The organism is Wolbachia endosymbiont of Anopheles demeilloni (genome assembly GCF_018491735.2).
GTDB lineage: Bacteria > Pseudomonadota > Alphaproteobacteria > Rickettsiales > Anaplasmataceae > Wolbachia.
Genome location: NZ_CP084694.1, coordinates 822,120 through 847,071 on the forward strand (window position 1 = coordinate 822,120; position 24,952 = coordinate 847,071).

26 protein-coding genes, 2 other RNA genes and 2 pseudogenes are annotated in these 24,952 nt (G+C 33.2%); 18 read left to right on the top strand and 12 right to left on the bottom strand.

Annotated features, from left to right (window positions below; genetic code table 11):
* The first annotated feature begins 7 nt into the window (after nucleotides 1-7).
* On the top strand, nucleotides 8-535 hold the full coding sequence (locus tag JSQ73_RS04320) for a hypothetical protein (RefSeq protein ID WP_234301665.1): 528 nt from the start codon (nucleotides 8-10) through the stop codon (nucleotides 533-535).
* Here the strand turns inward: JSQ73_RS04320 and JSQ73_RS04325 are convergent.
* Both JSQ73_RS04325 and JSQ73_RS04330 read right to left on the bottom strand, forming a co-directional pair.
* Nucleotides 523-1,821, bottom strand: coding sequence for a bifunctional folylpolyglutamate synthase/dihydrofolate synthase (locus JSQ73_RS04325; protein ID WP_214249787.1), 1,299 nt, complete (start codon nucleotides 1,819-1,821; stop codon nucleotides 523-525). The two genes, JSQ73_RS04320 and JSQ73_RS04325, sit on opposite strands and share 13 nt — an antisense overlap.
* Entirely contained in the window at nucleotides 1,818-2,402 is a 585-nt protein-coding gene (locus tag JSQ73_RS04330) for an MlaC/ttg2D family ABC transporter substrate-binding protein (protein ID WP_214249788.1), read from the bottom strand. The genes JSQ73_RS04325 and JSQ73_RS04330 overlap by 4 nt, the downstream gene beginning before the upstream one ends.
* Nucleotides 2,403-2,519: 117 nt before the next feature.
* On the opposite strand from JSQ73_RS04330, the gene ssrS reads away from it, so the two are divergent.
* The 3 genes from ssrS to JSQ73_RS04345 all read left to right on the top strand — a co-directional run bounded on the left by ssrS (nucleotide 2,520) and on the right by JSQ73_RS04345 (nucleotide 3,907).
* Nucleotides 2,520-2,681: non-coding RNA, 6S RNA (gene ssrS / locus JSQ73_RS04335), on the top strand.
* A 17-nt stretch (nucleotides 2,682-2,698) separates the two neighbouring features.
* The gene (locus JSQ73_RS04340) at nucleotides 2,699-3,160 is read left to right on the top strand and encodes a type II toxin-antitoxin system RatA family toxin (RefSeq protein WP_214249789.1); all 462 of its coding nucleotides are present in this window, start codon (nucleotides 2,699-2,701) and stop codon (nucleotides 3,158-3,160) included.
* Between the two features lie 54 nt (nucleotides 3,161-3,214).
* The gene (locus JSQ73_RS04345) at nucleotides 3,215-3,907 is read left to right on the top strand and encodes a thioredoxin domain-containing protein (protein ID WP_214249790.1); all 693 of its coding nucleotides are present in this window, start codon (nucleotides 3,215-3,217) and stop codon (nucleotides 3,905-3,907) included.
* Nucleotides 3,908-3,935: 28 nt separating this feature from the next.
* Here the strand turns inward: JSQ73_RS04345 and JSQ73_RS04350 are convergent, their stop codons facing one another.
* Complete coding sequence (locus JSQ73_RS04350) at nucleotides 3,936-4,214, bottom strand: DUF2671 domain-containing protein (RefSeq protein ID WP_214249791.1); 279 nt, start codon at nucleotides 4,212-4,214, stop codon at nucleotides 3,936-3,938.
* Nucleotides 4,215-4,464: 250 nt separating this feature from the next.
* Here JSQ73_RS04350 and JSQ73_RS04355 point away from each other — a divergent pair, with 250 nt between their 5' ends.
* Nucleotides 4,465-5,142 (top strand): O-methyltransferase, encoded by a 678-nt coding sequence (locus JSQ73_RS04355; protein ID WP_214249792.1) that lies wholly within the window; start codon nucleotides 4,465-4,467, stop codon nucleotides 5,140-5,142.
* On the opposite strand, the gene JSQ73_RS04360 is transcribed toward JSQ73_RS04355, so the two are convergent.
* Nucleotides 5,114-5,767: a glutathione S-transferase family protein gene (locus tag JSQ73_RS04360; RefSeq protein WP_214249793.1), complete on the bottom strand. Its 654-nt coding sequence runs from the start codon at nucleotides 5,765-5,767 to the stop codon at nucleotides 5,114-5,116. The genes JSQ73_RS04355 and JSQ73_RS04360 overlap by 29 nt on opposite strands.
* Nucleotides 5,768-5,964: 197 nt before the next feature.
* Nucleotides 5,965-6,093, bottom strand: a pseudogene (locus JSQ73_RS06930) (WPE palindromic element domain-containing protein); the annotation flags it as partial.
* Nucleotides 6,094-6,201: 108 nt separating this feature from the next.
* On the opposite strand from JSQ73_RS06930, the gene ffs reads away from it, so the two are divergent.
* The 7 genes from ffs (at nucleotide 6,202) to dnaN (ending at nucleotide 12,183) form a co-directional block, all read left to right on the top strand.
* An RNA gene (gene ffs / locus JSQ73_RS04370) (signal recognition particle sRNA small type) lies at nucleotides 6,202-6,302 on the top strand.
* 15 nt (nucleotides 6,303-6,317) lie between these two features.
* Nucleotides 6,318-7,901, top strand: a complete 1,584-nt coding sequence (gene dnaX, locus JSQ73_RS04375) for a DNA polymerase III subunit gamma/tau (RefSeq protein ID WP_214249795.1) — start codon at nucleotides 6,318-6,320, stop codon at nucleotides 7,899-7,901.
* 21 nt (nucleotides 7,902-7,922) lie between these two features.
* The gene (locus tag JSQ73_RS04380) at nucleotides 7,923-8,237 is read left to right on the top strand and encodes a YbaB/EbfC family nucleoid-associated protein (protein WP_214249843.1); all 315 of its coding nucleotides are present in this window, start codon (nucleotides 7,923-7,925) and stop codon (nucleotides 8,235-8,237) included.
* Nucleotides 8,238-8,573: 336 nt separating this feature from the next.
* Nucleotides 8,574-9,260, top strand: coding sequence for a P44/Msp2 family outer membrane protein (locus JSQ73_RS04385; RefSeq protein ID WP_214249796.1), 687 nt, complete (start codon nucleotides 8,574-8,576; stop codon nucleotides 9,258-9,260).
* 276 nt (nucleotides 9,261-9,536) lie between these two features.
* Nucleotides 9,537-10,430 (top strand): RNA polymerase factor sigma-32, encoded by an 894-nt coding sequence (locus JSQ73_RS04390; protein WP_214249797.1) that lies wholly within the window; start codon nucleotides 9,537-9,539, stop codon nucleotides 10,428-10,430.
* Nucleotides 10,423-10,920: an invasion associated locus B family protein gene (locus tag JSQ73_RS04395; RefSeq protein WP_214249798.1), complete on the top strand. Its 498-nt coding sequence runs from the start codon at nucleotides 10,423-10,425 to the stop codon at nucleotides 10,918-10,920. Before JSQ73_RS04390 ends, JSQ73_RS04395 begins: the two co-directional genes overlap by 8 nt.
* 111 nt (nucleotides 10,921-11,031) lie before the next feature.
* The gene (dnaN, locus tag JSQ73_RS04400) at nucleotides 11,032-12,183 is read left to right on the top strand and encodes a DNA polymerase III subunit beta (protein ID WP_214249799.1); all 1,152 of its coding nucleotides are present in this window, start codon (nucleotides 11,032-11,034) and stop codon (nucleotides 12,181-12,183) included.
* A gap of 1 nt (nucleotide 12,184) precedes the next feature.
* Here the strand turns inward: dnaN and truA are convergent, their stop codons facing one another.
* A complete protein-coding gene (truA, locus tag JSQ73_RS04405; protein ID WP_214249800.1) occupies nucleotides 12,185-12,922 on the bottom strand; it encodes a tRNA pseudouridine(38-40) synthase TruA in 738 nt (245 codons plus the stop codon).
* 114 nt (nucleotides 12,923-13,036) lie between these two features.
* Here truA and recA point away from each other — a divergent pair, with 114 nt between their 5' ends.
* Nucleotides 13,037-14,104, top strand: a complete 1,068-nt coding sequence (gene recA, locus JSQ73_RS04410) for a recombinase RecA (protein WP_214249801.1) — start codon at nucleotides 13,037-13,039, stop codon at nucleotides 14,102-14,104.
* A 34-nt stretch (nucleotides 14,105-14,138) separates the two neighbouring features.
* Here recA and pth read toward each other — a convergent pair whose 3' ends face one another.
* Nucleotides 14,139-14,702: an aminoacyl-tRNA hydrolase gene (pth, locus tag JSQ73_RS04415; protein WP_214249802.1), complete on the bottom strand. Its 564-nt coding sequence runs from the start codon at nucleotides 14,700-14,702 to the stop codon at nucleotides 14,139-14,141.
* Nucleotides 14,702-15,313, bottom strand: coding sequence for a 50S ribosomal protein L25/general stress protein Ctc (locus JSQ73_RS04420; protein WP_214249803.1), 612 nt, complete (start codon nucleotides 15,311-15,313; stop codon nucleotides 14,702-14,704). The genes pth and JSQ73_RS04420 overlap by 1 nt, the downstream gene beginning before the upstream one ends.
* Nucleotides 15,314-15,455: 142 nt before the next feature.
* On the opposite strand from JSQ73_RS04420, the gene JSQ73_RS04425 reads away from it, so the two are divergent.
* Entirely contained in the window at nucleotides 15,456-15,755 is a 300-nt protein-coding gene (locus JSQ73_RS04425; RefSeq protein WP_211907645.1) for an ETC complex I subunit, read from the top strand.
* Between the two features lie 829 nt (nucleotides 15,756-16,584).
* Here the strand turns inward: JSQ73_RS04425 and rsmH are convergent.
* Nucleotides 16,585-17,469 (bottom strand): 16S rRNA (cytosine(1402)-N(4))-methyltransferase RsmH, encoded by an 885-nt coding sequence (gene rsmH / locus JSQ73_RS04430; RefSeq protein ID WP_214249804.1) that lies wholly within the window; start codon nucleotides 17,467-17,469, stop codon nucleotides 16,585-16,587.
* A 214-nt stretch (nucleotides 17,470-17,683) separates the two neighbouring features.
* Here rsmH and JSQ73_RS04435 point away from each other — a divergent pair, with 214 nt between their 5' ends.
* On the top strand, nucleotides 17,684-18,886 hold the full coding sequence (locus tag JSQ73_RS04435; protein WP_410543643.1) for an MFS transporter: 1,203 nt from the start codon (nucleotides 17,684-17,686) through the stop codon (nucleotides 18,884-18,886).
* Between the two features lie 30 nt (nucleotides 18,887-18,916).
* Here JSQ73_RS04435 and map read toward each other — a convergent pair.
* Nucleotides 18,917-19,714, bottom strand: a pseudogene (gene map / locus JSQ73_RS04440) (type I methionyl aminopeptidase); the annotation flags it as partial.
* Nucleotides 19,715-19,817: 103 nt separating this feature from the next.
* Nucleotides 19,818-21,056 (bottom strand): cell division protein FtsA, encoded by a 1,239-nt coding sequence (gene ftsA, locus JSQ73_RS04445; RefSeq protein ID WP_214249806.1) that lies wholly within the window; start codon nucleotides 21,054-21,056, stop codon nucleotides 19,818-19,820.
* A gap of 131 nt (nucleotides 21,057-21,187) precedes the next feature.
* Between ftsA and def the strand changes: the two genes are divergently transcribed.
* The 3 genes from def to JSQ73_RS04460 all read left to right on the top strand — a co-directional run bounded on the left by def (nucleotide 21,188) and on the right by JSQ73_RS04460 (nucleotide 23,473).
* Nucleotides 21,188-21,727, top strand: coding sequence for a peptide deformylase (gene def / locus JSQ73_RS04450; protein ID WP_214249807.1), 540 nt, complete (start codon nucleotides 21,188-21,190; stop codon nucleotides 21,725-21,727).
* Nucleotides 21,717-22,499, top strand: a complete 783-nt coding sequence (locus JSQ73_RS04455; RefSeq protein WP_214249808.1) for a uracil-DNA glycosylase — start codon at nucleotides 21,717-21,719, stop codon at nucleotides 22,497-22,499. Before def ends, JSQ73_RS04455 begins: the two co-directional genes overlap by 11 nt.
* A 434-nt stretch (nucleotides 22,500-22,933) precedes the next feature.
* Nucleotides 22,934-23,473, top strand: coding sequence for a demethoxyubiquinone hydroxylase family protein (locus JSQ73_RS04460; protein WP_214249809.1), 540 nt, complete (start codon nucleotides 22,934-22,936; stop codon nucleotides 23,471-23,473).
* 131 nt (nucleotides 23,474-23,604) lie between these two features.
* Here JSQ73_RS04460 and JSQ73_RS04465 read toward each other — a convergent pair whose 3' ends face one another.
* Nucleotides 23,605-24,837, bottom strand: a complete 1,233-nt coding sequence (locus JSQ73_RS04465) for a hypothetical protein (RefSeq protein WP_214249810.1) — start codon at nucleotides 24,835-24,837, stop codon at nucleotides 23,605-23,607.
* Nucleotides 24,838-24,952: the final 115 nt, after the last annotated feature.

Below are 24,952 nucleotides of genomic sequence, written 5' to 3' on the forward strand. Positions count from 1 at the left end.
TATTTACTTGGGGTTTAAGCTATGTAAGGCTGCTAATTTTACTGACGCACCTGGTATTTTGTTTAGTGCGAGCCTAATAACATTAGTTACAACTTTTTTCTTATCTGTTTATTTGATAGCTTCTGTAGTTAAAGAAGCTGTGGATTTGCAAAATTCTCAACGGGAACAAGGTGAAAATTTAGATCAAGAAGAGCTAAAAGATGAAATGTTCAAAAGTAAAGCATTTAAATATCTAATTCTTACTTCCCAAATTTCAAATTATCTTCCTCCTATTTTATTAATAGCAGGTTTGGTGTTACAGTACCAATCTAGTTGCTTAAACAGTAAAATACTCATCGGATTTGCTGCATTACTAGGTTGTAGTTTATTACTACACTTAGCAAGTGAAATTTACGAGAGAAAAGTTGTAAATCTTGTAAAAACTGAAGGAATAGATGATGAACAAAATGTACCTATAGGAGCATCAACCGAAAAGCCAAGCAGCATTGTAAATCCTGATGGTGCTTTTAACGTCTCGGCTCATCAAGTAGGTTGATTATTCTCCATACTCAAATCTCTGGCTAAAAATAGCGAGCCACAGATTAGTATGATTTTGACGTTTTGAATAGAGGCTTTCAATATGTAATTTGATATTGCATCATTGATTGATTCACATTCGATAGCATTGATTCCTATATTATGAGCTCCTTCTCTAATTAAATCTTTACTTGTTGCTTTAGGTTCAGATTTAACACAAACGGCGCATAGTAGTTTGATGTATGGCTTTAAGTGCTCTAAGAACCCTGCGACGTTTCTGTTACGAGTAACACCAAAGATCATATAGATACCTTCAGCAAAATTGTCTCTTACCCACTTAGCTAACACTCTGGCACCATCATTGTTGTGCGCGCCATCTAGAAATAATTGCCAATCTTTTGGTAATAAAGAAATTAAATTACCTTCTTTTATAGACTCTAGCCGCGCAGGCCAATAAGTGCTCTGTAAACCTGAAGCAATGTCCTCTTCTCCAATATTAAATCCATACTTCCCACTCAAAATGCTACATGCTGCAATTGCGTTTCCTGAATTGATTATTTGATGATCTCCTTTTAAAGATGGCAAAGAAAATTCTATTGATTGAATAGTCGATTGAAAGACTATTCTGTTATTCTGTTTTTTGCAATTCCACTCAAATCCTCCTCTATATAAGGGAGATTTTTTGTTTATTGCGTGTTGTTCTAGCGTATTCATTATAGATTTTTCTTGTGGTGCTATTACGCAAGGAACATGAGGTTTCATTATTCCAGCCTTTTCGCCTGCTATGGTTTCTACGGTAGGACCAAGATATTCTGTATGGTCAAGTGCAATGGAAGTGATGATCGTTAGAATCGGATTATCTATAACATTTGTTGCATCAAGCCTTCCACCCATACCCACCTCAACTAAAGTAATATCCGCTTTATGGTGAGCAAAAGCTAAGAAAGCTGCAATTGTTGTGGCCTCAAATAGAGTGATAGGTTGTTCCGCAACTGCTATACGGCATTCTTCCAGTGAGTTATGTAATTCACTATCATCGACATCATTGCCTGCAACAACTATTCTCTCATTAAAATTCACTAAATGTGGAGAAGTGTACGTATGAACTTTATACCCTGCTGCTTGCATTATATATCTTATAAATGATAGTGTTGATCCTTTGCCATTAGTACCAGCTATGTGAATTATTGGCGGTATTTTTTTCTCGGGATTACCCAGTTTATTTAGAAAATTTTTTATGCGATCAAGAGAAAAATCCTTTGGCCTACTGCCAATCGGCTTAGGCCAATGAGGCATGTATATCATAAATTATTGTTACGTTTTAATTCATCTATTACACTTGCCATGCCATTCGTGTCGATCTTTTCACTAAATTGAGAACGTTGATTAATAGCAATACTTATTCCACTCATTACAACATCGTTTATTAAGAAAGAACTGTCACTTTTAGTAACTTTAAAGTCAATATTTGTAAATTCCTCATCACCATAAGAAAATCTTGTTCCTATCAGACAAGTTTCATCGTCAACTGCTTTTGTACTCATTATGATCATTTCACTATTATTTATGTATTTATACAAAATTTTAGCGCATAAACGCGCGAGATATACTTCATATTCTTTTAGAAACTCTTCTTTTTCTTTCTGAGTAGATAAATTCCAATATTTCCCTATTACAAATCGAGATATTTCTTTGAGGTTAACATTATTCTGAATGATCTTCCGAAGCTTTTCGTGTATATGTTCTAAATTTTTTCTATTCCCTTTCATAAACGTATTATCTATTTGCTGCTTCATGGCAAGCACAAAAGTTTTGTGACCTATACAACTAGCGTAAGCACTTGAGGATATTAAAATAAAAATGGTTAAGAGCTTAATAATATTCATAAGATATATTTATTAGCTATGATACTAAAAATGCAAAATTTAACAAAGGCAAAATAATAATCGCTAGCTTTAATATATCTATAGACATACTCTATATAAATAATCTATAATTAATTTAGGGTTCTGTGCTATGCGTTATGAGTTAAGTTAAATTTTCCGAGCGATAATTTCTGATCAAGGGAATTGCCTCTGTTAATTTCATTGAAATTAGTACGTGATGCCCACCTTAACTTTAGGTCTCAGGAATCTACTAAGACTGACGGTAGATACGGATCCCTTTTCCATTATTCAGGTTTATGTTACACCAATATAAAGAACAAGGTGTCTTTTTCTGTTCATCTCATAGGGTGTTTCAAGTTGTAATTGACGTTGAGAAGTATCCTGATTTTGTTCCTTGGTGCAAAGCTGTTCATATAAAAGAAAAAACTGATAGCCAAATGACTGTGGATCTCCTCGCAGCTTTTCATGGTATTAAAGGAAGTTACACATCAGAAGTGACCTCCCTTGCTCCAAATGGAATAAATGAAGGTTGGATAAAAGCTGTGTCGTCAAATGGAATATTTAAACATTTATACAACGAGTGGAAATTCACTTCTATGAACGAAAGTAAAACTATGGTAAAGTTCTATATAGAATTTGAATTTAAATCCAACTTGTTTTCCACTTTATTAAACTCAGTGTATAAATACACACAAAGCAGAATAATTGCTGCATTCAAAGATAGAGTAGAAAGCGTTACCGAGAAAAAGTTATCTTGACATTATTCATATAAATGCATTATTTTTTTTAATAAGTTAAGTGTTTCTATTGTAATGATCTTTAGATTATTGTTTTTACTAATTTTTATAAGTGTTAGTTCTTATGCAGCTATTGAACAAAACTTACCCAACACTCAAAAAACTGATGAAATAACACCAAAAGAACTACTGTCGCTATTGCCTGATGATAAATTATTAGGAGATCGAAAAGCACCAATTTTAATGATAGAATACGCATCGCTCACTTGTTATCACTGTTCTCTTTTTCATAAGAAAGTTTTTCCTAAAATCAAAGAGAAGTACATAGATACAGGTAAGATGTTATACATATTTCGTCATTTTCCTCTAGATTACAGAGGATTAAAAGCTGCAATGCTAAGTTATTGTTATGAAAAAGAAGAAGACTATTTTAATTTTAACAAAGCTGTGTTTAATGCAATAGAATCGTGGAACTACTCTAATTTTAGTGATTTAACTATACTACAAAAAATTGCTGCACTAAGCAATTTGAAGCAAGATGTATTTAACCAATGCATTAATGATAAAAAGATGATGGACAAAATTATAAATGACAAATCACTTGCAATTAATAAGCTTGATATCACAGCTACTCCTATATTCATCATCAAGCTTAACGATGACAAATCATATGTAGAGAATGGCAAAATCAAACATGAAGGATATAGAGAGCTGGAATACTTCACTAATGTAATAGATGAGTTATATGGAAAAGCTATAGTGAAGTAATAACACTTTAGCTTACCATATAAAAACCCTATGCTGAATCAGTATTTTTTGATACTGTTTGTTGCTTTTTACGCTCAAACTCTCTTTTTTTACTGTGCCAAGCATAATAATACATAGCAATTTTATTCTCTATTAATACTATCGTTCCATCATAAAATTGGACCATATCCATAACTTTTTTCTGAGCTTCGTTAAAGCGTTCTTTGTACTTCTCGCGATAAGCTGGATTATGCAGTAATTTCACTCCTTCATTATTATTAGATTTCTTGCTTAACGTTTCAACTTTGTTAGCAATGTTATAAGACATATAACTCCCTCTAATTGATTATAAAAATTACATTTTAAGAGAGATGTAAATAAACGATCCCTTAATTCTAGTATAACAATTGATTATTATACTAGTTAACCATAGTAAAATATATAATAATCTTTGTCACTTAAAATTTTACTTTATAAAATAACAACTTAAAATAAAAAAATTTATTATTCTTAACTCTATTATTATATTTATAAATCTTATATAGATTAAACCTCCTTAGTTTATATTATAAAACTTAATGCGTCATAACTTTAGCAGAAAATCATTGTACATAAGAAGCTTATTTGCAAAAGAGTATAAAAGAATAGAAGAACATTGTACTCTTGATAAGAAACAACGTATTCAAATCACTCCTGAAGAAGGAAAATTATTAAATTTATTTATCAAAATCCATAAAGTTAAAAGCATAGTTGAAATTGGCACGTTATATGGTTATTCGTCAATTTGTATGGTAAAAGCTTTACCGAAAGATGGTCATATATATACAATAGAAAATAATCCTCAACACTCAAGAATAGCAAAAAAAAATTTTAGTGCTTTTAATCTAAGTGATAAAATTACTCTAATAGAAGGTGATGAACTGGAAAAAATTAATGAATTATCAGCAAAGGCACCATTTGACATGATATTCATCGATGCTGACAAAAGTAGTTATCCTAAGTATTTAGATTGGGCAGAGTCATACATTAAACAAGATGGGCTAATCATTGCAGATAACACTCTATTATTTGATACAGTATTTTTAGAATCGCCTCCAAAAGGAGTATCAGAAAAGTCATGGCATGCTATGAGAGAATTTAACGATAGATTGTCAGATGAAAAAAAATATTTCTCCATATTGATTCCTACTGACGAAGGAATGACTGTAGCTTTAAAACTAACGCAAGTTAAAAATCAAGGTCAGCGTAATGTCTAGGGGGAGTTAAGCCAAAAACTCTCTCTAATAATATTTCGCGAAAACAAGGCCTTGATTTAACAATGGAGTACCATTCTTTTAAAATCTTACTTTTTTCCCATGGGAAACTATTTACGTAGTCTATTATAGAAATATGTGATGCTAAAGTAATATCGGCTAAAGTGAACTTATCGGTTGCAAGCCAAACGTTCTTGTTAATCAAGTGTTCGATGTATTTCATATGGCAAGGCAGGTTATGCTGAGCTGCATGAAGAAACCTAGAGTCAGGGCTGCGGTTAGTAATTACTTTTTCATTCATAATATACTTAGTAACTTCATTGTAAAATTTGCTATCGAACCAATTGATTAAAGCGCGTATTTTAGACTTAATAATAGTGGATGAACCAAGTAATTTGACGTCGCTATTGTAAGCCTCTTCTATATATTCACAAATGGCATTACTATCCGCTATTACAAAGTTATTATCTATTAATACTGGTACTTGTCCGATTGGATTGATCTTCATGAATTCATTCCGCTTTTCCCATGGATTTTCATATACAAAATCACAACTCAGCTTTTTTTCCTTGAGAAGAGCTCTAACTTTTCGTGAAAACGGACAAAGAGGAAAATGATATAAAATCATAATATTCCTCTTTTGTTATTCCAATACCTATATGTTGTCATTCCAGTACGTGACATTGGAATCCAGCTTATTTCATTATGGACATTACTTTTAACATATACTCCTAGAATCCATTGTCCATTGTATAATTTCCAAATATTTTTATACTTGGATCCCAGCACAACTGTACGAACATTGTAGTTTGAGAGCAATCCCCACCGGAAGGGTGTCATTTCAGTGATTGACACTTGAATCCAGTTCTTATTATACAACAGCCTAATGTATTCATTTAAAATTAAGTTTTCTGGATCCCAGTGTCTGGGCACTGTGATGACAGAAGAAGAGTATTTTAGGTAACAGCTGTTTACTCCAAAGTAATGTTGCAAAAGGTCTAACATATAAATTATAAGACTAATATAGAATATACCTTGCTAAAAAAAAAAAAAAGTATAACCTTTTATAAGGTATGCAGGCAAAAATTCTGTAACTTGGTCAGGTCAGAAATGAAGCAACCATATCAGAATCTTTTTGGGTTGCATACCTATTTGTATTATTTGTTTTATTCTAGGCTATGAACATAGCATTAAAATATCGTCCTAGTAGCTTTAAAGATTTAGTAGGTCAAGATATATTGGTGCGTATATTAGAAAATGCTTTTACTCTCAACAAAATTCCACAATCTATACTGCTTTCTGGTAGCAGTGGAATTGGTAAAACCACCACTGCAAGAATAATAGCTTTATGTTTGAACTGCTCATTGGGGCCAACTTTTGAACCTTGTGGATCATGTACAAGTTGTCTGGCAATAAAAAATTCAAGCCATCCAGATGTAGTTGAAATCGATGCGGCAAGTCACACTAGTGTTGAGGATGTTAGAGCGATCTTGGGAGATATTTGCTATTTACCAATAAGTTCTAAGTTTAAAGTTTACATTATAGATGAAGTACACATGTTATCCAGTAATGCATTTAATGCATTACTTAAAACTCTAGAAGAACCACCATCTAGCGTAAAGTTTATTCTAGCAACTACAGAAATAAAAAAGATACCAATAACTGTTATTGCACGTTGTCAAAGGTTTGACTTACATAACATTCCTTCAGCTAAGATAATGGAGAGTTTAAATGATATTGCAAAAAAAGAAAATTATTTTCTTGAAAAAGAAGCATCAGAATTAATTGCGCACCACTGTAGCAATTCAATGCGTAACGCTTTATTTTTGATGAATCAAGCAGTGCTATATAGCAAAGATGGTACAATATCCACTCAAAGTGTTACAGACATACTTGGTCTAGTAGATAGAAACGTTATATTTGATCTACTGGAAGCAGTATTAGATAGTGATTTACAGAAGGCTTTGTTAGTATTCGACAATGTGGTAAAAACAGCAAATCCGCTCAATCTTTTTGAAGATCTACTGCAAACAATCCAGTTAATATGCCGTTTTTTAATTATAAAAGAGATTGATACAGAATATGAGAAGAGCAGAGTAAAAGACTTGAGTGCAAAAAAGTCTTTAATATTTTTTTCGAGATTGTGGAAGGTGCTGCTTAAGGGTATTCAAGATATAAAGGTTTCAACATGCAATGAAATTGCCGCTGAAATGATATTAATTAGCCTTTGTTATCTTTCTGATTTGCCTTCTCCGGAACAGGTGATCAAAAAAGTTCTTTCACAAAATGTAGAGCAAGGAAATAGACAGGGCAGACCTGTTGCACCTTCCCCCCCTTTCATCCAAGTAGCTGATTACTCGGATCCAAAAAAATATGTGGAAAAACCCCACTCTGTCATCCCAGTGCGTGACACTGGGATCCATGTGAAAAATAAACAACAAAATTACGATTTTGATAAGATTTTGAAATTATTAAGGCGGGGTAACCAAATTTATCTTTACAAACAACTGTGTAGTAATCTACAATTAATAGATTGTAAATTTGGGTATTTAAAATTAAAAGCTGTATCTAATTTGAACAGTAATTTTTGTAATGACTTGAAAAGTTACTTAAATCAAGCTACTAATCAGGAGTGGGTTATTATAGTTGATACGAGTTATATGAATAGGGAAGTGAGTAATTTAAATTATGCACCTGCAGTTAAGGATATATTAAATACGTTTAAAGGTGCAAAGGTAGTTAATATAGAAAATAAGGAGTAGGTTGTGGATTTTAGTCAAATAATGAAGCAAGCGCAAGAAATGCAAAAAAAGCTTGCGGAAGCTCAAGAAAAGTATATTGGAAAAGAGTTTCAAGGTATTTCTGGTGGTGGTAAAGTTTCTGTATTAGTGGAAGTGATAAAAATAGGTAGCTATAAAGCTAAAAAGGTAAATATGGACTTAGAGCTTATGAGAAATGAAGAAAAAGATATAGTAGAAGATTTAGTGACAGCAGCATTCAATGATGCCATCAAAAAAGCAAAAGAAGATATGGCAAATGCAACTTCTGATCTTGCAGGTATGATGGGTTTACCGCCTGGGCTTAAACTTCCTTTTTAAATTTACTACTGAAGTTTGCCTTAATGCAGTAACTAAGTGTTTTCCTTTTATACTATTACTTCCATGAAGTACATTCATATTACCGCATGAATATGAGGCAATTCACAATGATGAATGCAGATTAGAAGATAAAAAGACATTAGTGAAATAGGTATCAGAAGATCAAGAGTAAAAAAAGTAGAGTAGCTCTATTTATTAATTAATAAAATCTTTGTATTTTGCTAAAAGTTAGTTAAGATACAGAAGGTTTTGTGTTATTAAGTTAGCACTTGACTTAACTTTAGTTATTATTTAGACTGCTAAAGTGGAATTTTAATTTTTTTAACGAGGGCAATTATGCATTATAAAAAGTTTTTTTCGGCAGCTGCTTTAGTGACGTTGCTAAGCCTATCAAACTCTGCTTTTTCATCAGACCCTATTGGTCCAATAAGTGATGAAGAAACTAGCTACTACGTTCGTTTGCAATATAATGGTGAAGTTTTACCTTTTAAAACAAGAATTGACGGCATTGAATATAAAAAAGGAACCGAAGTTCATGCTTCTTTAAAAGCATCTTTTATGGCTGGTGGTGCTGCATTTGGTTATAAAATGGACGATATCAGGGTTGATGTTGAGGGACTTTACTCACAACTAAACAAAAACGACGTTAGTGGTGCAGCATTTACTCCAACAACTGTTGCAGATAGTGTTACAGCGTTTTCAGGATTAGTGAATGTTTATTATGATGTAGCAATCGAAGACATGCCTATTACTCCATATATTGGTGTTGGTGTTGGCGCGGCATGCCTCAGCAATCCTTCAAACGCTGCTGACGTTAAGGATCAAAAGGGGTTTGGTTTTGCCTATCAAGCAAAAGCTGGTGTTAATTATGATGTAACCCCAGAAATCAAACTCTTTGCTGGAGCTCGTTACTTCGGTTCTTATGGTGCTAGTTTTGATAAGGCAGCTAAGGATGATACTGGTATCAAAAATGTTCTTTACAGCACTGTTGGTGCGGAAGCTGGAGTAGCGTTTAATTTCTAGTCTGTCTCAGTCTTGTCATCCCAGTGAGTTTTCCTTGTCATTCAAGTAGCTGGGATCTAGAAAAAAGAAATGTGGATTCCAGTGTTTGAGCACTGGAATAACACATTATTTATTTAATGTAGTTTTTATCGTTACACGCTAGCAATTTTAATGCTACATTTAGGTAGCTGTTGTTAAAATTTCAACTAGGTATAAAGTTATGCTTTTTTAATTAAAGCTTGAATTTTTTGCTGAAAATCAATATATTATATACATGAAGTTTTAATTTAAGTTGTTATGTTGGCCCCAGTAGCAAATTTATGTGTTAATAGTAGCACTAATCTCATGCAATATATTGCTGAAGTGCGAAAATTTCCTATGCTTTCCCAAGAAGAGGAAGTGCGATTAGCAAAAAATTGGCAAGAATACCAGGATATTTCTTCTGCTCACAGGTTGATTACTAGCCATTTGAATTTGGTAGTAAAAATTGCAATGAAATTTAAGAATTACGGTCTATTGTTGATGGACCTGGTCATGGAAGGAAATATGGGTTTAATGCATGCAGTGAAAAAGTTCAATCCTAACTTGGGATTTCGTTTTTCAACTTATGCAGTATGGTGGATTGAAGCTTCAATGAAAGACTTTATATTAAAATCTTGGTCACTTGTAAAAGTAGGTACAACGCAAGCACAAAGGAGATTGTTTTTTAGTTTACGTAAAATAAAAAAAAGAATTTTACAATACACAAACAGAGAAACTTTGAGTAACGAAGAAATAAAAGCAATATCAAATGAGCTTTCTGTATCTGAAGAAGATGTTGTACAAATGAACTATCGTTTGGCTTGTAAGGATCAGTCGTTAAATAATTGTATAAAAATAGGTGATGACTTTAAAAAGGAGTTACAAGATATGATTCCGTGTAATTTAGTTAGTCAAGAAGTAGCTTACCAGAATCATGAAGAAAAGGCATTAAAAGAAACAATTTTAAGCAATGCGCTGGCAAGTCTTAATGAAAGATCAAGAGACATTTTCATTAGCAGATATTTATCTGAAAGTACTCAGACTTTGGATGAGCTTAGCAAAAAATATTGTGTTTCAAGAGAAAGAATAAGACAGTTGGCTGAGCAAGCAATGAGTAAGGTAAAACAACATGTAAAATCAGAGAGTTTGAAACTTGGTTTACATGTGTAGTCTTTTTGTATTTCTAATATTTTTTTCAATAGGTACTCTTGCATCGGTTAGTGACGTACAACTGAAGGAAAAATATAAAGATTGGCTTGTGTACACTGCATTGGAAGATGGTGAAAAAATGTGTTACATTGTATCTCATCCTAAGAAAAAAAGTGAACATTATACAGCTGACCGCAAGCCGTATGTAATGGTCAGTTACGTTGATAAAAAAGCAGATGAGGTGAGCGTCACTTCTGGCTTTCAGTATAATAATGAGCCTGTAGTTCTCAATATCGATAAAAAAATTAAATATCAATTGCCAATAATACAGGGAAGTCTTGCGTGGACAGATGATACAAAAATGGACCAAGATTTGATTCTAAAAATGAAGCAGGGATTATCAATGGTAGTTAATGGAAAAGTAAAAACAACAAATGTTGATGATACTTATTCCTTGCTTGGTTTTCAAAAAGCGTACCAAAAAATGCATGACTTATGCCATACAAAGTAAATTATTGATCACTAAAGTATAAGATAGGCTGTTTTGTCTCTAAGACAAAAATATGGATATCACTTTACATAGAATATGAATATCATTTAAAATATATTTTTGAGAATTAATATGTCAAAAATTGTAGATATAGGAATCAAAGAACAAAGTTCTGTGTGTGAACAAATGCGTTTTAGTGTAAGTCGTGCAAGCCTTTTAAATACGCTATCCAGGGTAAGTGGAGTAGTTGAAAGGCGCAACGCGATAGATGTTTTAGCGTGTATAAATATCAAAGCACAATATGGTAGCATAAAATTGAAGGCTACTGATCTTGACATTTCAATATTTGCCTCACTTACTGCAAATGTATCAGCGGAAGGAGAAGTGAAAATCTCAGCACATACTTTACATGACATAGTGAAAAAATTGCCAACTAATTTGGATGTCAATTTCGAAATGAATAATCAAGGAAAATTATTGATATCCTGTGGAAATGCAAATTTTTCTTTACCGAACGTAGTTTCAAATAACTTTCCTGTTCTTGAAGAAGGTGATCATCAATACGATTTCACTCTACTAAGCGCAGATTTGGTAGACTTGTTGACTAAAACGAAGTTTGCTGTGTCGCTGGATGATACAAGGTATAATTTAAACGGGATATATCTGCATACAGATGAGCAATTTCTGTACTGCGTTGCAACTGATGGCCACCGTTTATCATGTATAAAAAGGCCTAAACCTGAAGATATCAACGGAGAATTTGGGGTGATCATTCCACGTAAAACTATCATGGAACTGTTGAAAGTATTGGGTGATTGTAATGAGATAAATATAAAACTTTCAGATAGAAAAATCAAATTTACATGTGGTGAGTATATTCTAATATCAAAATTGATAGATGGGACTTTTCCAGATTACAAAGCTGTCATTCCAACGTCTCAAGATAAACAAATGATTGTTGAGAGTAGCAAACTTGCTAATGTTATAGACCGAGTTTCCGTTGTTGTGTCCGATAAAATAAAATCAATTAAATTTTCATTGCAAGAGAATTTATTAACTCTACATTCAAATTCTCAAGAGTGCAGTGATGCGACTGAGTCTATAGAGGTGGATTACGATGGAGCTCTTATGGAAGTAGGATTTAATTCTCGTTATTTGCTTGATGCTTTATCTTGCATAAAAAACAAATGTAAGGTCAGCCTATCAGATGGTAATAGCGCTACAATTATCACTGATGAAGATGATCCAAGTGCACTATATATAGTAATGCCAATGAGGACTTAAGCTAGTAATCTATCTTTACTAAGTATAAGCCGTGAGACGGCGCAGTGACCCCAGCAGCGTTTCTTTTACATTGACTTAATATGTTTAGCATTTCTTGTGGATTAGTTCTATTTTTTCCAAATTCAACTAAAGTACCAACAATAATCCTCACCTGGTTATGTAAAAAGGAAATCGCAGATATTTTGATGTATATGTGACTTCCGTTTTGTACTATATCAATATCATCGATTGTTCTGACCGGATTTGTAGCTTGACAATCTTTTGAGCGGAAGCTTGAAAGATTATGTTTTCCAAGCAGGTGTCTAGCAGCTTCACGCATGATGTTTACGTCAAGTGGGTTAAATACTTGCCACACATAACCGATTTCCATAGCTGCAGGAGCGTAGCGATTAATTATTCTATATTCATAATATCTTTTTTTTGCTGAAAATCGTGCATGAAATGCATCATCTACAGCTTCTGCACTAAGCACAACTATAGGAATCGCTTTTAAGTGATAGTTTATTCCATTTCTTATTCTGTAAAGCTCAAATTTCCTTTCCATATTGAAATGAGCAACTTGCCCTAAAGCATGAACCCCTGTGTCAGTTCTGCCACCACAATGCAAAGAGACTCTCTCGCCACTGAAATTAAATATAGCATTTTCTATGGTTTCCTGAATTGAGTTAGCAGAGTATTGTTGCTTTTGCCAGCCAGAGAAACCACTACCATTGTATTCTATCGTTATTTTGTATCGCACTACAAAGTCTATCTATCCAATTTTAGGTAACTAACGTTCTTCGTTATTAAAAAACCCTTGGCAGATTGGTTGCGTTCAATTACCATGGAGACTATACAAGTTAATAAATGATCCATGGCACATAATCCAGAAGAAAGAAATAATGATAAGCAAAAAGCACTAGATAATGCAATAAGTCAAATTGAAAAAGCATTCGGTAAAGGTGCAATAATGAAGCTAAAGCAAAACCCTGTAGAAAAAATAGACACGATATCTACAGGGTCGATTGCACTTGATTCAGCTCTGGGTATTGGGGGATTCCCAAAAGGACGTATAATTGAGATATTTGGCCCTGAGAGTTCTGGTAAAACTACCCTTGCTTTGCATGTAATTTCTGAAGCACAGAAAAAAGGAGGTTTATGTGCATTTATCGATGCGGAGCACGCACTGGATGTTATATATGCTCGTAAACTTGGAATAAACACCGATGATTTAGTGATTTCACAACCAGACACTGGGGAACAAGCGTTACATATCGTTGAGTATTTAGTATGTTCTGGTGCAGTTGATGTAATAGTTATTGACTCTGTTGCAGCACTAACTCCAAGAGCTGAAATTGAAGGAGATATGGGCGACCAGCACATGGGACTACAAGCAAGACTTCTAAGTCATGGGCTACGAAAGCTCACCTCTGCAGTTTCAAAAGCAAACTGTATATTGATATTTATTAACCAAATTCGTATGAAAATAGGAGTAGTATATGGAAATCCTGAAACTACCACTGGTGGGAATGCGTTAAAATTCTATACTTCTATAAGACTTGATATAAGAAAAGTTGGTGCGATAAAGGATAAGGAGAATATTACGGGTAATGAAACGAGAGTTAAAGTTGTAAAAAATAAAGTTGCTCCTCCATTTAGAGAAGCAAAATTCGATATAATGTACAATGAAGGCATATCAAAATTTGGAGAAATAATAGATATAGGAGCAAAGCTTGGTGTGCTTGAAAAGGCAGGTGCTTATTATTCATATAACAATACGCGTCTTGGCCAAGGAAGAGAAAATGTAAAAAGTTACCTCAAGGCAAACAAAGAAATTGCAAATGAAATAGAAACAAAAATCAGAGATTTATTTAAAAATCATGATAATTCTATTGCAATAGAAGAGGAATGCGAACAACTTCTAGAAGAATCAGTATTCTAATCTAAATTATTTTGTATTGGGCAGTATTCGTTTGCTATACTAAAGTTTCACTCTCAACCGAGTTGATGAAAGCTGCGTTATCTCCTTGCAGCATTAGGTGTATATTCTTTGCTATTTTTTCCACTAAGAGGATAGCGTTATCAAAATTTTCAAATTTTGATAATACATAATCTGCTAAGCTTTTCCGGTTTTCAGGCCTACCTACTCCAAATCTCAAACGCCAATAATCGTTACCAATAAAGCTATCTATAGACTTAAGTCCATTGTGTCCAGCAGAGCTACCGCCTTTTTTTATTTTTACTCTTCCGAATTTTAAGTCAGCATCATCATGTATGACAACAATATTGTCTAGCGATAATTTGTAAAAATTTTTTATTTTTGCAATAGGAATACCTGAATTATTCATAAATGAATAAGGTTTTATCAGCATGATTTTATTATTATTAATTGTGCCAGAGGTTATCAAGTAATCAGCTTTATTAGAAAATGACTGAAAATTCCAATATTTGTGAATTGCGTCAATAACTATGAAGCCAATATTATGGTGAGTTAATTCATATTTACTACCAGGATTACCAAGCCCAGCTATTAAATGCACTACTCCTCTGTTTTTATTTGAGGCTCTTCAACATCACTATCAGCAGCAGAGATTGTTACAATGGTGAAATTTTCTTCCTCATGAGCTACAAATTTAACACCTTCTGGCAATTTTACATCATTGATATGTATAGACTGACCAATCATTTTGCCAGACAAATCAATTTCTATGACTTGAGGTATTTTCTCAGGAGAGCATTTGACAGTAATAGAACGACACAAAACATTAAGCACTCCACCTAATTTGATTCCTGGTGATTTACTTTCATTGATGAATGATAAAGGTATATCTATTTTAATTTCACTACCTTTATCAACAAATTGAAAATCAACATGTTGCACAGTATCCTTTACTACATGCCATTGAATATCACGAACAAGAGCATATTCTTTTTTCCCTGAAATATCTAGTTCTATTAAATGTGCAGAAAGAGCACCTGATTTATATTGTTTAGTAAATTCCTTTGCAGACAATGTCAAATTTACGTTATCATGCCCTTTACCATATATAACTGCAGGTATACTTCCCTTCTCCCTCAGAGCCTGCATCGCTTTCTTTTTTTTTACATCACGTAACTCTGCATTAATTGTTACCATTTCTTGCTGTGCCATCGATTACTCCTATTCAGCTAATCCTTTTTATATAATTTAATAATATAACATAAAAATATTTATTTCAAACTTCATTCTTTCACACTAATTCTTTGTGGAAAAATTTATTTAGATATATACTTAAGATTACGTAGTAAGGACTATGAGTATTGACGATCAAGTAGTTTTTAAGATTTATAAGCCAACAAAAACTGCAACACAATCTGGTTTAGGTAATACAAAATTCTGGCACCTAAAAATTGAGCCTTGTTCTTACTATATTGAACCTTTGATGGGGTGGTTTGGATCAAAAGATCCTCAAAAACAGATTGTATTAAAGTTTGATTCTCTTGAAAAAGCAGTATCTTACGCAAAGAAACACAACACAAAGTACACAATTGAAATGCCAAAAGATGTTAAAAGACTGCCAAAATCTTATGCGAATAATTTCGTATCAAAGTAAGTTTTATCGTAGTGTGTTTATCTAAAAGCCTAAATTTAAGAACATATCTTGAAAGGACTTAAGTGGTTAAGCATATATTAAAGAGTTCTTGAAGTAAGGAGAGCACGCTCATACGTCAAGCAAACAATGTTTACCTAAAATTCTTTGACATTAGCAGCTTTCTTGCCCCGTTTTCAGTAACAGTGATTTTGTAATTCTTCTATATATTAGAAAAATTTTTATTTTAATTAGCCATAGGCGCCTATTGGTTTTTAGCTAAAGTAAAGGTCAAGTATCTGGAATACTGGACATAAAATCCTCCTGTGTAAAAAAGATTAGAAAAAAGTGCAGCGCACATATGAAAGAAATTAAGCACACTTACATGCTCCGAAGAAGATATGCTACGCTTTTTGATTAAAAATTTGACTGAAAAGTCTGCAGACAAAGATAGATTTTGAGCTCTTAAAATATCTCTAACTGTAATTATAATCAGATTTAAAATATATGGAAGCAATTTTTTACGTTAATATTTCAAATTTCCCTTTCAAGATAGGTTCTAATTGTTACTCTAGGTTTTAAATTGTGCTAACGCACTGCGGCTATTTAGAGAGTTGAACCTGGCCAACTAGTATCAAAGAGTTATTTTTTATATATTTCTCCATAAGCTTTACAAGCCCCTTTTGGATTACTCAAATAACTTCATTCTGCTTGAAGAACTTTTATGTTGCTTTGCACTAAATTAATTTCACGTTTTATTTGTGTTAGCTATTTATTTAGTGAGTGGACATGTAATTTTACCTTAAATAACCCTATAATAAAAACATAGTTATTGAAATAATACAGAAGGTTCTCATGACAACCTCTGTATAGCTCTTAATTTTGCTGAACGCGCACGCGGATTTGCATTTATTTCTTCCGCACTTGCTTTAATCACTTTTTTGTTTAAAAGGGAGAATGTCTTGGTAAGTCCTGGTTCACACAAATCTTTAAAAAGGGTTTTAACTATACGATCTTCTAGAGAATGAAAGGTGACTACAATTAATTTGCCGTTTTCACTTACAATCTCAGATGCAGCTTTAATACCCTTTTCAAGCTCTCCTAGCTCATCATTTACCCATATTCTGATTGCCTGAAATGTTCTAGTTGCAGGGTCAATCTTGCTTTTTCCATGAAACACTACAGAACGTACAATATCCGCAAGTTCAAATGTAGTTTTGATAATTTTCTTCTTCCGCGCATTTACTATCGCTCTTGCGATTTTACGAGAATGACGCTCACCCCCATAATTATATAGAGTGTTCGCAATCTCTTCTTCACGTAAAGCGTTAACAAACGTCGAAGCATTCATATGAGAATAGTTATCCATTCTCATGTTAAGTGGGCCATCACGTAGAAATGAGAATCCTCTATCTCCATTATCAAGCTGCATAGATGAAACTCCAACGTCGAAAACTATTCCATTGATACCTTTAATATCATTACTATCTAATAAATTTTTAATATTACTAAATTTCTCAATAAATAGATTTATTCTATCAGGGTATTTAACGTTCAGATCATCATAAAATTTGGTAACTGTTTCATCCCTATCAATTGCATACACTTTGCAATCAGCGGATTCCAATATTGCTTTGCTATATCCTCCAGCTCCAAACGTGGCATCCACATATATACCACCACTGTGTGGTGACAATTGCAGTAGCATCTCTTTTAACAAAACTGGAATATGTGTCATATCAAGAGACTTTGTGCACTTAAATTAAAATAACTTTCTCGCCAAAAAATATATGGAAATATATAGGTATAGTATAAGAATATTTAAATATAATCAACGATATAAAAATATAATAAGATAATATTATTAATATAATATTTACATAATTCACGTTTGAAAAAGTAAGTAACATTACTATAATATCAAACAAATTACGGAAGATTTTGTGCAATAAATAACAAAAGTAATACTATCAAGTTTAATTTGTAACACTTTGTTGTGGTATGATCACATGCTTTTCAGCCATCTAATAAGCATAATCGGAGATGTGTTTTTTCCATCAGACGACAAATTAGTCAGCATACTTAAAGCTTTTGGAGTGTTTGCAGTGGGTTTCTTAATAAGACCAATTGGTGCTGCTATATTTGGCCACATTGGAGATAAATATGGAAGAAGGATTGCTCTATTTCTCTCTATCATATTGATGACTCTATCAACCGTACTTATTGCATTTGTTCTAGGGTATCAGAACATTGGGGTACTCGCATCAGTACTGGTGGTATGTTTAAGATTATTGCAGGGTATATCTCTTGGAGGAGAGGCAGGAAATGCCCCATTTTTAATAGAGCATGCTCCTAAAAATAAAAGAGGACTCTTTGGCAGTATTGAAGTATTGAGCGCAATTCTTGGCTCAATATTAAGTCTTATAGTGGTGCTTATATGCAAAAAAGTATCCGATTTTGAATCTTGGGGATGGAGATTTCCTTTTATTTTCAGTTTTGTAATAGGATTAATCAGTATATATATGAGATATATACTCGATGAAAGCCCAGAATATAAAAAGCAGGAAAAGCCACATGAATTACCGTTAAAAGAACTGTTAAATGGCTATAAAAAACCTTTTCTAATATCAATTGGAGTTGACATAGTTGAGAATGCATCTCTTTACATATATTTAGTGTTTTTTAATCTACTTACATCAACAATAAACACTCACTTTAATCACGCAGTAGAAATATTGAATCAGGTTGCACTCGGAGGATTGACTATACTATTTGCAATACTTTCTGATAAGGTAGGGAGAGAAAGAGTCATGAAATTTGCATTTGTGACTTTTATAGTAGTAAGTTATCAAGTTTTTTCAATGATACTAAGTGGTAATAATTTGCTCACCATAATGGCGCACGTTCTTTTTATAATCCCAATAGCTGCTTCTCTTGGTCCTGTTAGCGCGTTTATGTGCGAATTATTCCCAATAAAGGTACGATACAGTGGATTTGGTTTATCAAGAAATATAGCTTCGGGATTTTTTGGTGGTCTTGCACCATTTATATGCACAACTATTATCAAAGTTACAGGACAAGGAACTTTAGCAAGTTTTTACATGATTTTCTGTGCACTAATTGGGTTAGTTGCTATATCACAAGTTAAGAGTTAGATTTTTTCAAAAACCAAGTGTTTAAAAAATCTAATCATAAAGTGGAAAATGCCAATTTTTAGGTGATAGTGTAAATATTTCAACTCCATCTTTTGTGACTCCAAGCGTATGCTCAAACTGTGCAGAAAGTGAAAGATCACGTGTTGTCACTGTCCAGCCATCTAGCTTGCTGAGCAGAGTTTCATGTTTTCCAGCATTGATCATTGGTTCTACCGTAAAAAACATGCCTTCTTTTAAGATAAAATCCTCACCTTCATCATAGAAATGTACAACATTTGGTGGAGCATGAAAAACCTTTCCTATGCCATGTCCACAATAATTGCGTACGATAGAATATCCAAAATCTTCAATATATTTTTCTATAGCAAATCCTATTTTATTTAACTTATTGCCGGGCTTAACTTGTTTTATCGCTTCCATTAGCGCATTGTAGGCAGCATTACACAAACGCTTTGCTTTTATTGAGGGTTTACCAGTCCGAAACATGCGACTTGTATCACCATACCAGCCATTTAAAATCACTGTAACGTCAATATTTAAAATATCTCCATCTTTAAGAGGTTTATCATCAGGAATACCATGACATACAACAGCATTTTTCGAAGTACAAATTGATTTAGGATATCCCTTATAATTCAGTGGTGCTGGAATTGCACCTGCATTGATTATAAAATCATGACATAGATCATTTAATTCATTAGTTGTTACGCCTACTTTGACGTATGGTGCAATAAAATCAAGGGTTTCAGCTGCAAGCCTGCCAGCTTTACGCATAAAGTCAAAATCTTCTTGTGAATGTATAGTTATGTTCATGTTTCTTACGTTTTTATTGTAATTTTCCGCTTCTCTTACGGATACATCAGTGTAATAATACTATAAAAATAAGCTCCTAGATCAAGCCATTTGTATATTAAGAGATAAAGACAAAAATCTAGACTGTGACTTTTGATTTAACCCAATGGTATAACTTACTTATTTTGCCATCGTGACCAAGCATTCCAGAATTATTTCTATAAAAGGTGTCAACTATTAGCTTTATAGAGCCTAAAGCAGCAGAAAATACAGGATTTTTGTCGTATTCGCCATCAAGACCGCTACAAGATTCAGGGCATCCGATACGGACTTGTTTATTGAATATATAGCTTGCAATTTCTTTCATGCTTGTGAGTTGACTGGTTCCACCTGTGATCACTACTTTATTAATTGGATCTTTCTGTTCTTGAAATTGTTCTCTTATCAGCTCAAGTATTTCCTCAATCCTTGGTCTTATGATGTTAACAAGTTCAGACTTAAACACTTGAGTTGGTTCATCGCTTTCATTACTTTGCACTGCAATACATTCATTCTCATCTATTGAAGTTACAATAGTGCTACCGTATAGTATTTTTATGCGTTCAGCATGCTCTATACTTGTGCATAGTCCATAAGCTATATCTCGGGTAATGTGAATGCCACCAATTGAAATACTGCTTGTGTACACAAGTTTTCCTCTCTTAAAAATTCCAATTGCAGTGCATCCACCTCCTATGTCAACAACGGCAGTTCCTAGCTCTTTTTCATCTTTACTTAAACAGGCAAGGCCTGCAGAATATGCAGAAGCAACACAACCAGCCATACTTATCCCACTATTATTAGTTATACAATTTTCGATATTGGTAAGCGCTGGACGCGAAGCAGTGACAACATTAACATCAGCAGATAATCTTTTTCCATATAATCCACTGACTTCCTTTATGTCAGTCATATCATCTAAGTGATATTTCAGTGGTATATTGTGAATGATGACATTTTCTTCGATATATTTCTCAAATGTCTGAAAGACTACACGTTTTATGTCTCGGTCTGAAATTTCGTGATTAGCTGCAATTATTTCGTTATGTACGTAAAAAGATGAGATTCCACATCCGGCTACATTCACATATATCTGGTCTATAGTCTCTTCTGATACTTGTTCAGCTAAACCTACAGTTGATGAAATAGAGTAACTTGCATGCTTTGCGTCAGTTATTGATCCGCCACTTATACCTTCTGCACTTTTATAACCCGTTCCTATTATTTTATAGCTGAAATTGCTATTGATCTTAACGATGAGGCAGATAATTTTTGTTGTACCTACGTCTAAAATAGCAAAAACATTCTGCTTTGGTTTTGTTATTACTGCAGAGTACATTAGTTGACCTTATGATGCGATTCCATTTAAATTGTAGCTTCCCTGAATGAATTTATATTTCTATCATAAATGTAGCAACATTTTAATATACCTAGACAAAAAGAAAAATAAAACACAGAATTACAATTTTTATGTCTAAGTTACCAATTGTAATTGCTCCTGACGAAAGATTAACTACACGCGCCAGTGAAGTAATAGATATAACCGATAAAATTAAAGAATTAGTAAACGACATGTTCGAAACTATGTACGATGCAGAAGGTCTTGGTCTTGCTGCAGTACAAGTTGGAGTGCTGAAGAGAATTTTTGTCATGGACGTTAGTCCAGAGAAGGAAGAAGATGAGCTAGCAGGGTATGACTCAGTTGGCAAGTTTTGTATGATTAACCCTGAAATTAAGGAATTATCTGATGAACAAGTCATTATGAGTGAAGGATGTCTTTCAATTCCGGAGCAAAGCCATGAAATCAGGCGTCCAAAATATTTAACTGTAAAATATAAAAACTTAAATAACGAAGAACAGACGCTAAAAGCTAGTGATTGGCTTGCAAGGTGTATTCAGCATGAATTGGATCACTTAAATGGTATATTATACATTAGACATTTATCTAGGTTGAAGTATGATTTGGCTATGAAAAAAGCACAAAAGGTTAAGAGGCACTATGAGCAATGAAGATCTAGAATTGTTGAAGTTTTATCATGAAGTGGGAGTTGATTGTACACTAACTGAAAGTGAAGAGGAAAAAAAAATGGAAAATGAGAGAGCTGCACAATCTTCTGTCATCGAGCAGAAAAAAGAACAACAAACCATGTTCCCAAGTGACTGGATAATTGAAGCAAGGAAGCTTGCAAGTCAATGTAGTAGTGTAGATGAACTAAGAAGTGCAGTTAAGTCATTTGAGGGTTGTGAAATAAAAAAAACTGCAACTACTACTGTTTTTTCTGATGGTAGTCCGAATGCAAAAATCATGCTTATTGGTGAAGCACCAGGAGCAAATGAAGACCTGAAAGGCATACCATTTTGTGGTGCAAGCGGAATGCTGCTCGATAAGATGCTCGGTGCAATTAGTCTGGACCGCACTAAGGTGTATATAAGCAACGCGGTATTTTGGCGTCCACCAGGTAATAGAAAACCAACTGACCTAGAGCTTGATATGTGCAGACCATTTGTTGAGAAGCACATTGCTCTTATTTTACCGCAAATTCTGATTTTTGTCGGAGGAATTGCATGTTATAGCCTTTTTGATAACACAAAGACTATATCGAACTTGCGTGGCAGATTTCATACTTATACTAACCAATATTTATCTCATTCAATTACTACAGCCGCTATATTTCATCCAGCCTATCTACTTCGTCAACCAGCACAAAAACGCTTAGCTTGGGAAGATTTGAAGAAGATTAGGGAATATCTTGATAATACCAATAACTACACGGATGTTTAGCTTACTACTCGTTATCATCTTAGTACCGGCTAATTGAATTAAATATTGAAAAATCTACTAAACAGAGAAAAAGGCAAAAGAAAATCTATCAGTTACTACCTATTTTTTTAATTGGCGTTTTTCATTGTGTTAAATCCTTTGATAAGCGCATTTTAGCTTATGTGGGTAAAAGTTTTATAAAGACATAGAGTGCACATAGTGCAAAAAATTAAACATCAAGTATATTGAGCTTTTTATCGCTTTATCTGCACAGACTGAAGATAAATAATATATCTTCACCCTTATTTTAAGGAAAATGGCGGAGTCCGTCAAGTAACTCTTGCCGTTGCTATAGCTCCTTGAGTTCCTATAATCACAATGTTGGTGCAATGCACGCATGGAATTTTATTTACTCTATAATATGTTGGTTTATAGTAGTACTAATGCAGAAATAAATGGAGGAGACATTGGAAAGCAATATAAAAAAATTGAAAGGAAATTTTTTAGAACAAGCAATTAGAGTAAATCATGCTGGCGAATATGGAGCAATTTGTATTTATTTTGGTCAAAAATTTATTCTTAAAAAATCTTCCATAATTAACAAAATAATTGAAATGGAGGAGCAGGAAAAAAAACATTTCCACTATTTTAATGAGAAAATCAAGGAGCAAAGAGTTCTTCCTACTGTTTTGTTGCCAATTTGGTGTGCTTTAGGGGTGTCACTTGGTGTTGTAACTGCTATGATGGGTAAAAGAGCCGCTATGGCTTGCACTGCTGCAGTTGAAGAAGTGATCGGAGAGCACTATAAGGAGCAAGTCTTACATTTAGAAGATGGGGAATTAAGAGAAACCATAAGTAAGTTTCGTGATGAGGAGTTAGAACACAGAGATATTGCAATTCAGCACAATGCCGAAAGCGCACTTGGCTACAACGTTTTATCTTTGTTCATAAAAACAAGCTGCAAAGCTGCTATTTATCTCTCTAAATTAATTTAATCAATCACTATTTGACAACCAACCACATTTGCCTTTAGTTCTTGTGCTAATTGCTGCCCCATATCTTCTACTCCAATCGAATGCGTATGAATATTTATAATTAATTTCTTAATTATTATCCTAAAAATACATTAATTTAATTTCCTATTAGAGTTTTCTTGTTGTTGTAAACATGTTTGCATAAGACTAGTAGATGGAACGTTTTTTATAGTCTGAGTTAACTCCTCAGGAATATTTTCAAAACTCTTGCCCATAACTTCTAAAACACTTTTCCCCTGTATAAGACAATTCTCTCCAAAGCTTGATTTGTTTTCTAACTTGCTAAATCTTATTTTGCTTTTCTCATCAATTTCTACTACCATTTTGTTACCATCTTTCCGTAGATAAATACTAATCTCTCCTATTTTAGTAGTAAAAAATATTTCAATACCACCTTTTAAGATATCTGTGTAATTTCTTTTTCCATCTTGTGTAATTTCAACTTTTACTATACTTTCCTCAATCTGAAATATGCCAACTTCTAAATCCTTAGCTTTTTCATTATTTAAAGTTCTTGCAGTTTCAACAATACTACCTTGTGGATACTTAATATAAAAATATTTATTATCTACTTCTACTTCAAGATCATATTTATCAATTTGCTTGTTATTTTCTTTCACAATACCTTCATATGCTAGACCCTCTAGCATTTTTTTCTTACTCTTACATTGTTCGTTAAGATCATTTAAATAATTAGAGCCGTAATATCTACCTTCAATATCGCTATAAAAAGATAATCCTTTTTCTACCCCACCTTTTAACACTAAATTACGAGTGATCTTTTGTATGATATTTTTTGTAGTTGAATTATGTGGATTTGCATGAAAGCGATTAATTAATTCTTCCATTTTTTCAAATATAAAATTTGTTACAGTCTTATTATCCTTACCGTAATATGAGTTTAATCTTATTCCTTGATTTAAATAATCCTCTATTATGCGTTCCATGTACTTTAAAACGCTTTCTTGCTCATCGTGTTCTGTTATACCTTTTATCATCTCATCACAAAATTTTTTAACTAGAATTTGTTCATCTGTAGTCAATGGTATTTGCAATTTCGTAGAAGATGGGTCTTGCTCAAAAAGATAAATTATTGACAATTCCTCTGCTCTTTTAATAAAGTCATAACTCCTTAGATATTCTGCAACATCTTTGTTTTTTGCGTACCTTTTCTTGGTTAAATCCATATGCCTATCTTTACGACTTATAGTCGGTAATTTTGGATTTGATGAACTACTCTGTTGACTATTGAAGAACCTGTTAGAGAATTGTTCAGGCTCTAAAATAAGATTACTTTCACCTTGTTTACCTACTTTCTTAGACATATTATATACCATAACCACTAAAACTTTTTAGTGGTTACTTCAATACATAGATAAGTCAGTAAAAATATCTTTTTCTCCTCAGTGCTAAAAAATTGTCAAAAATCTCAAAATTGGT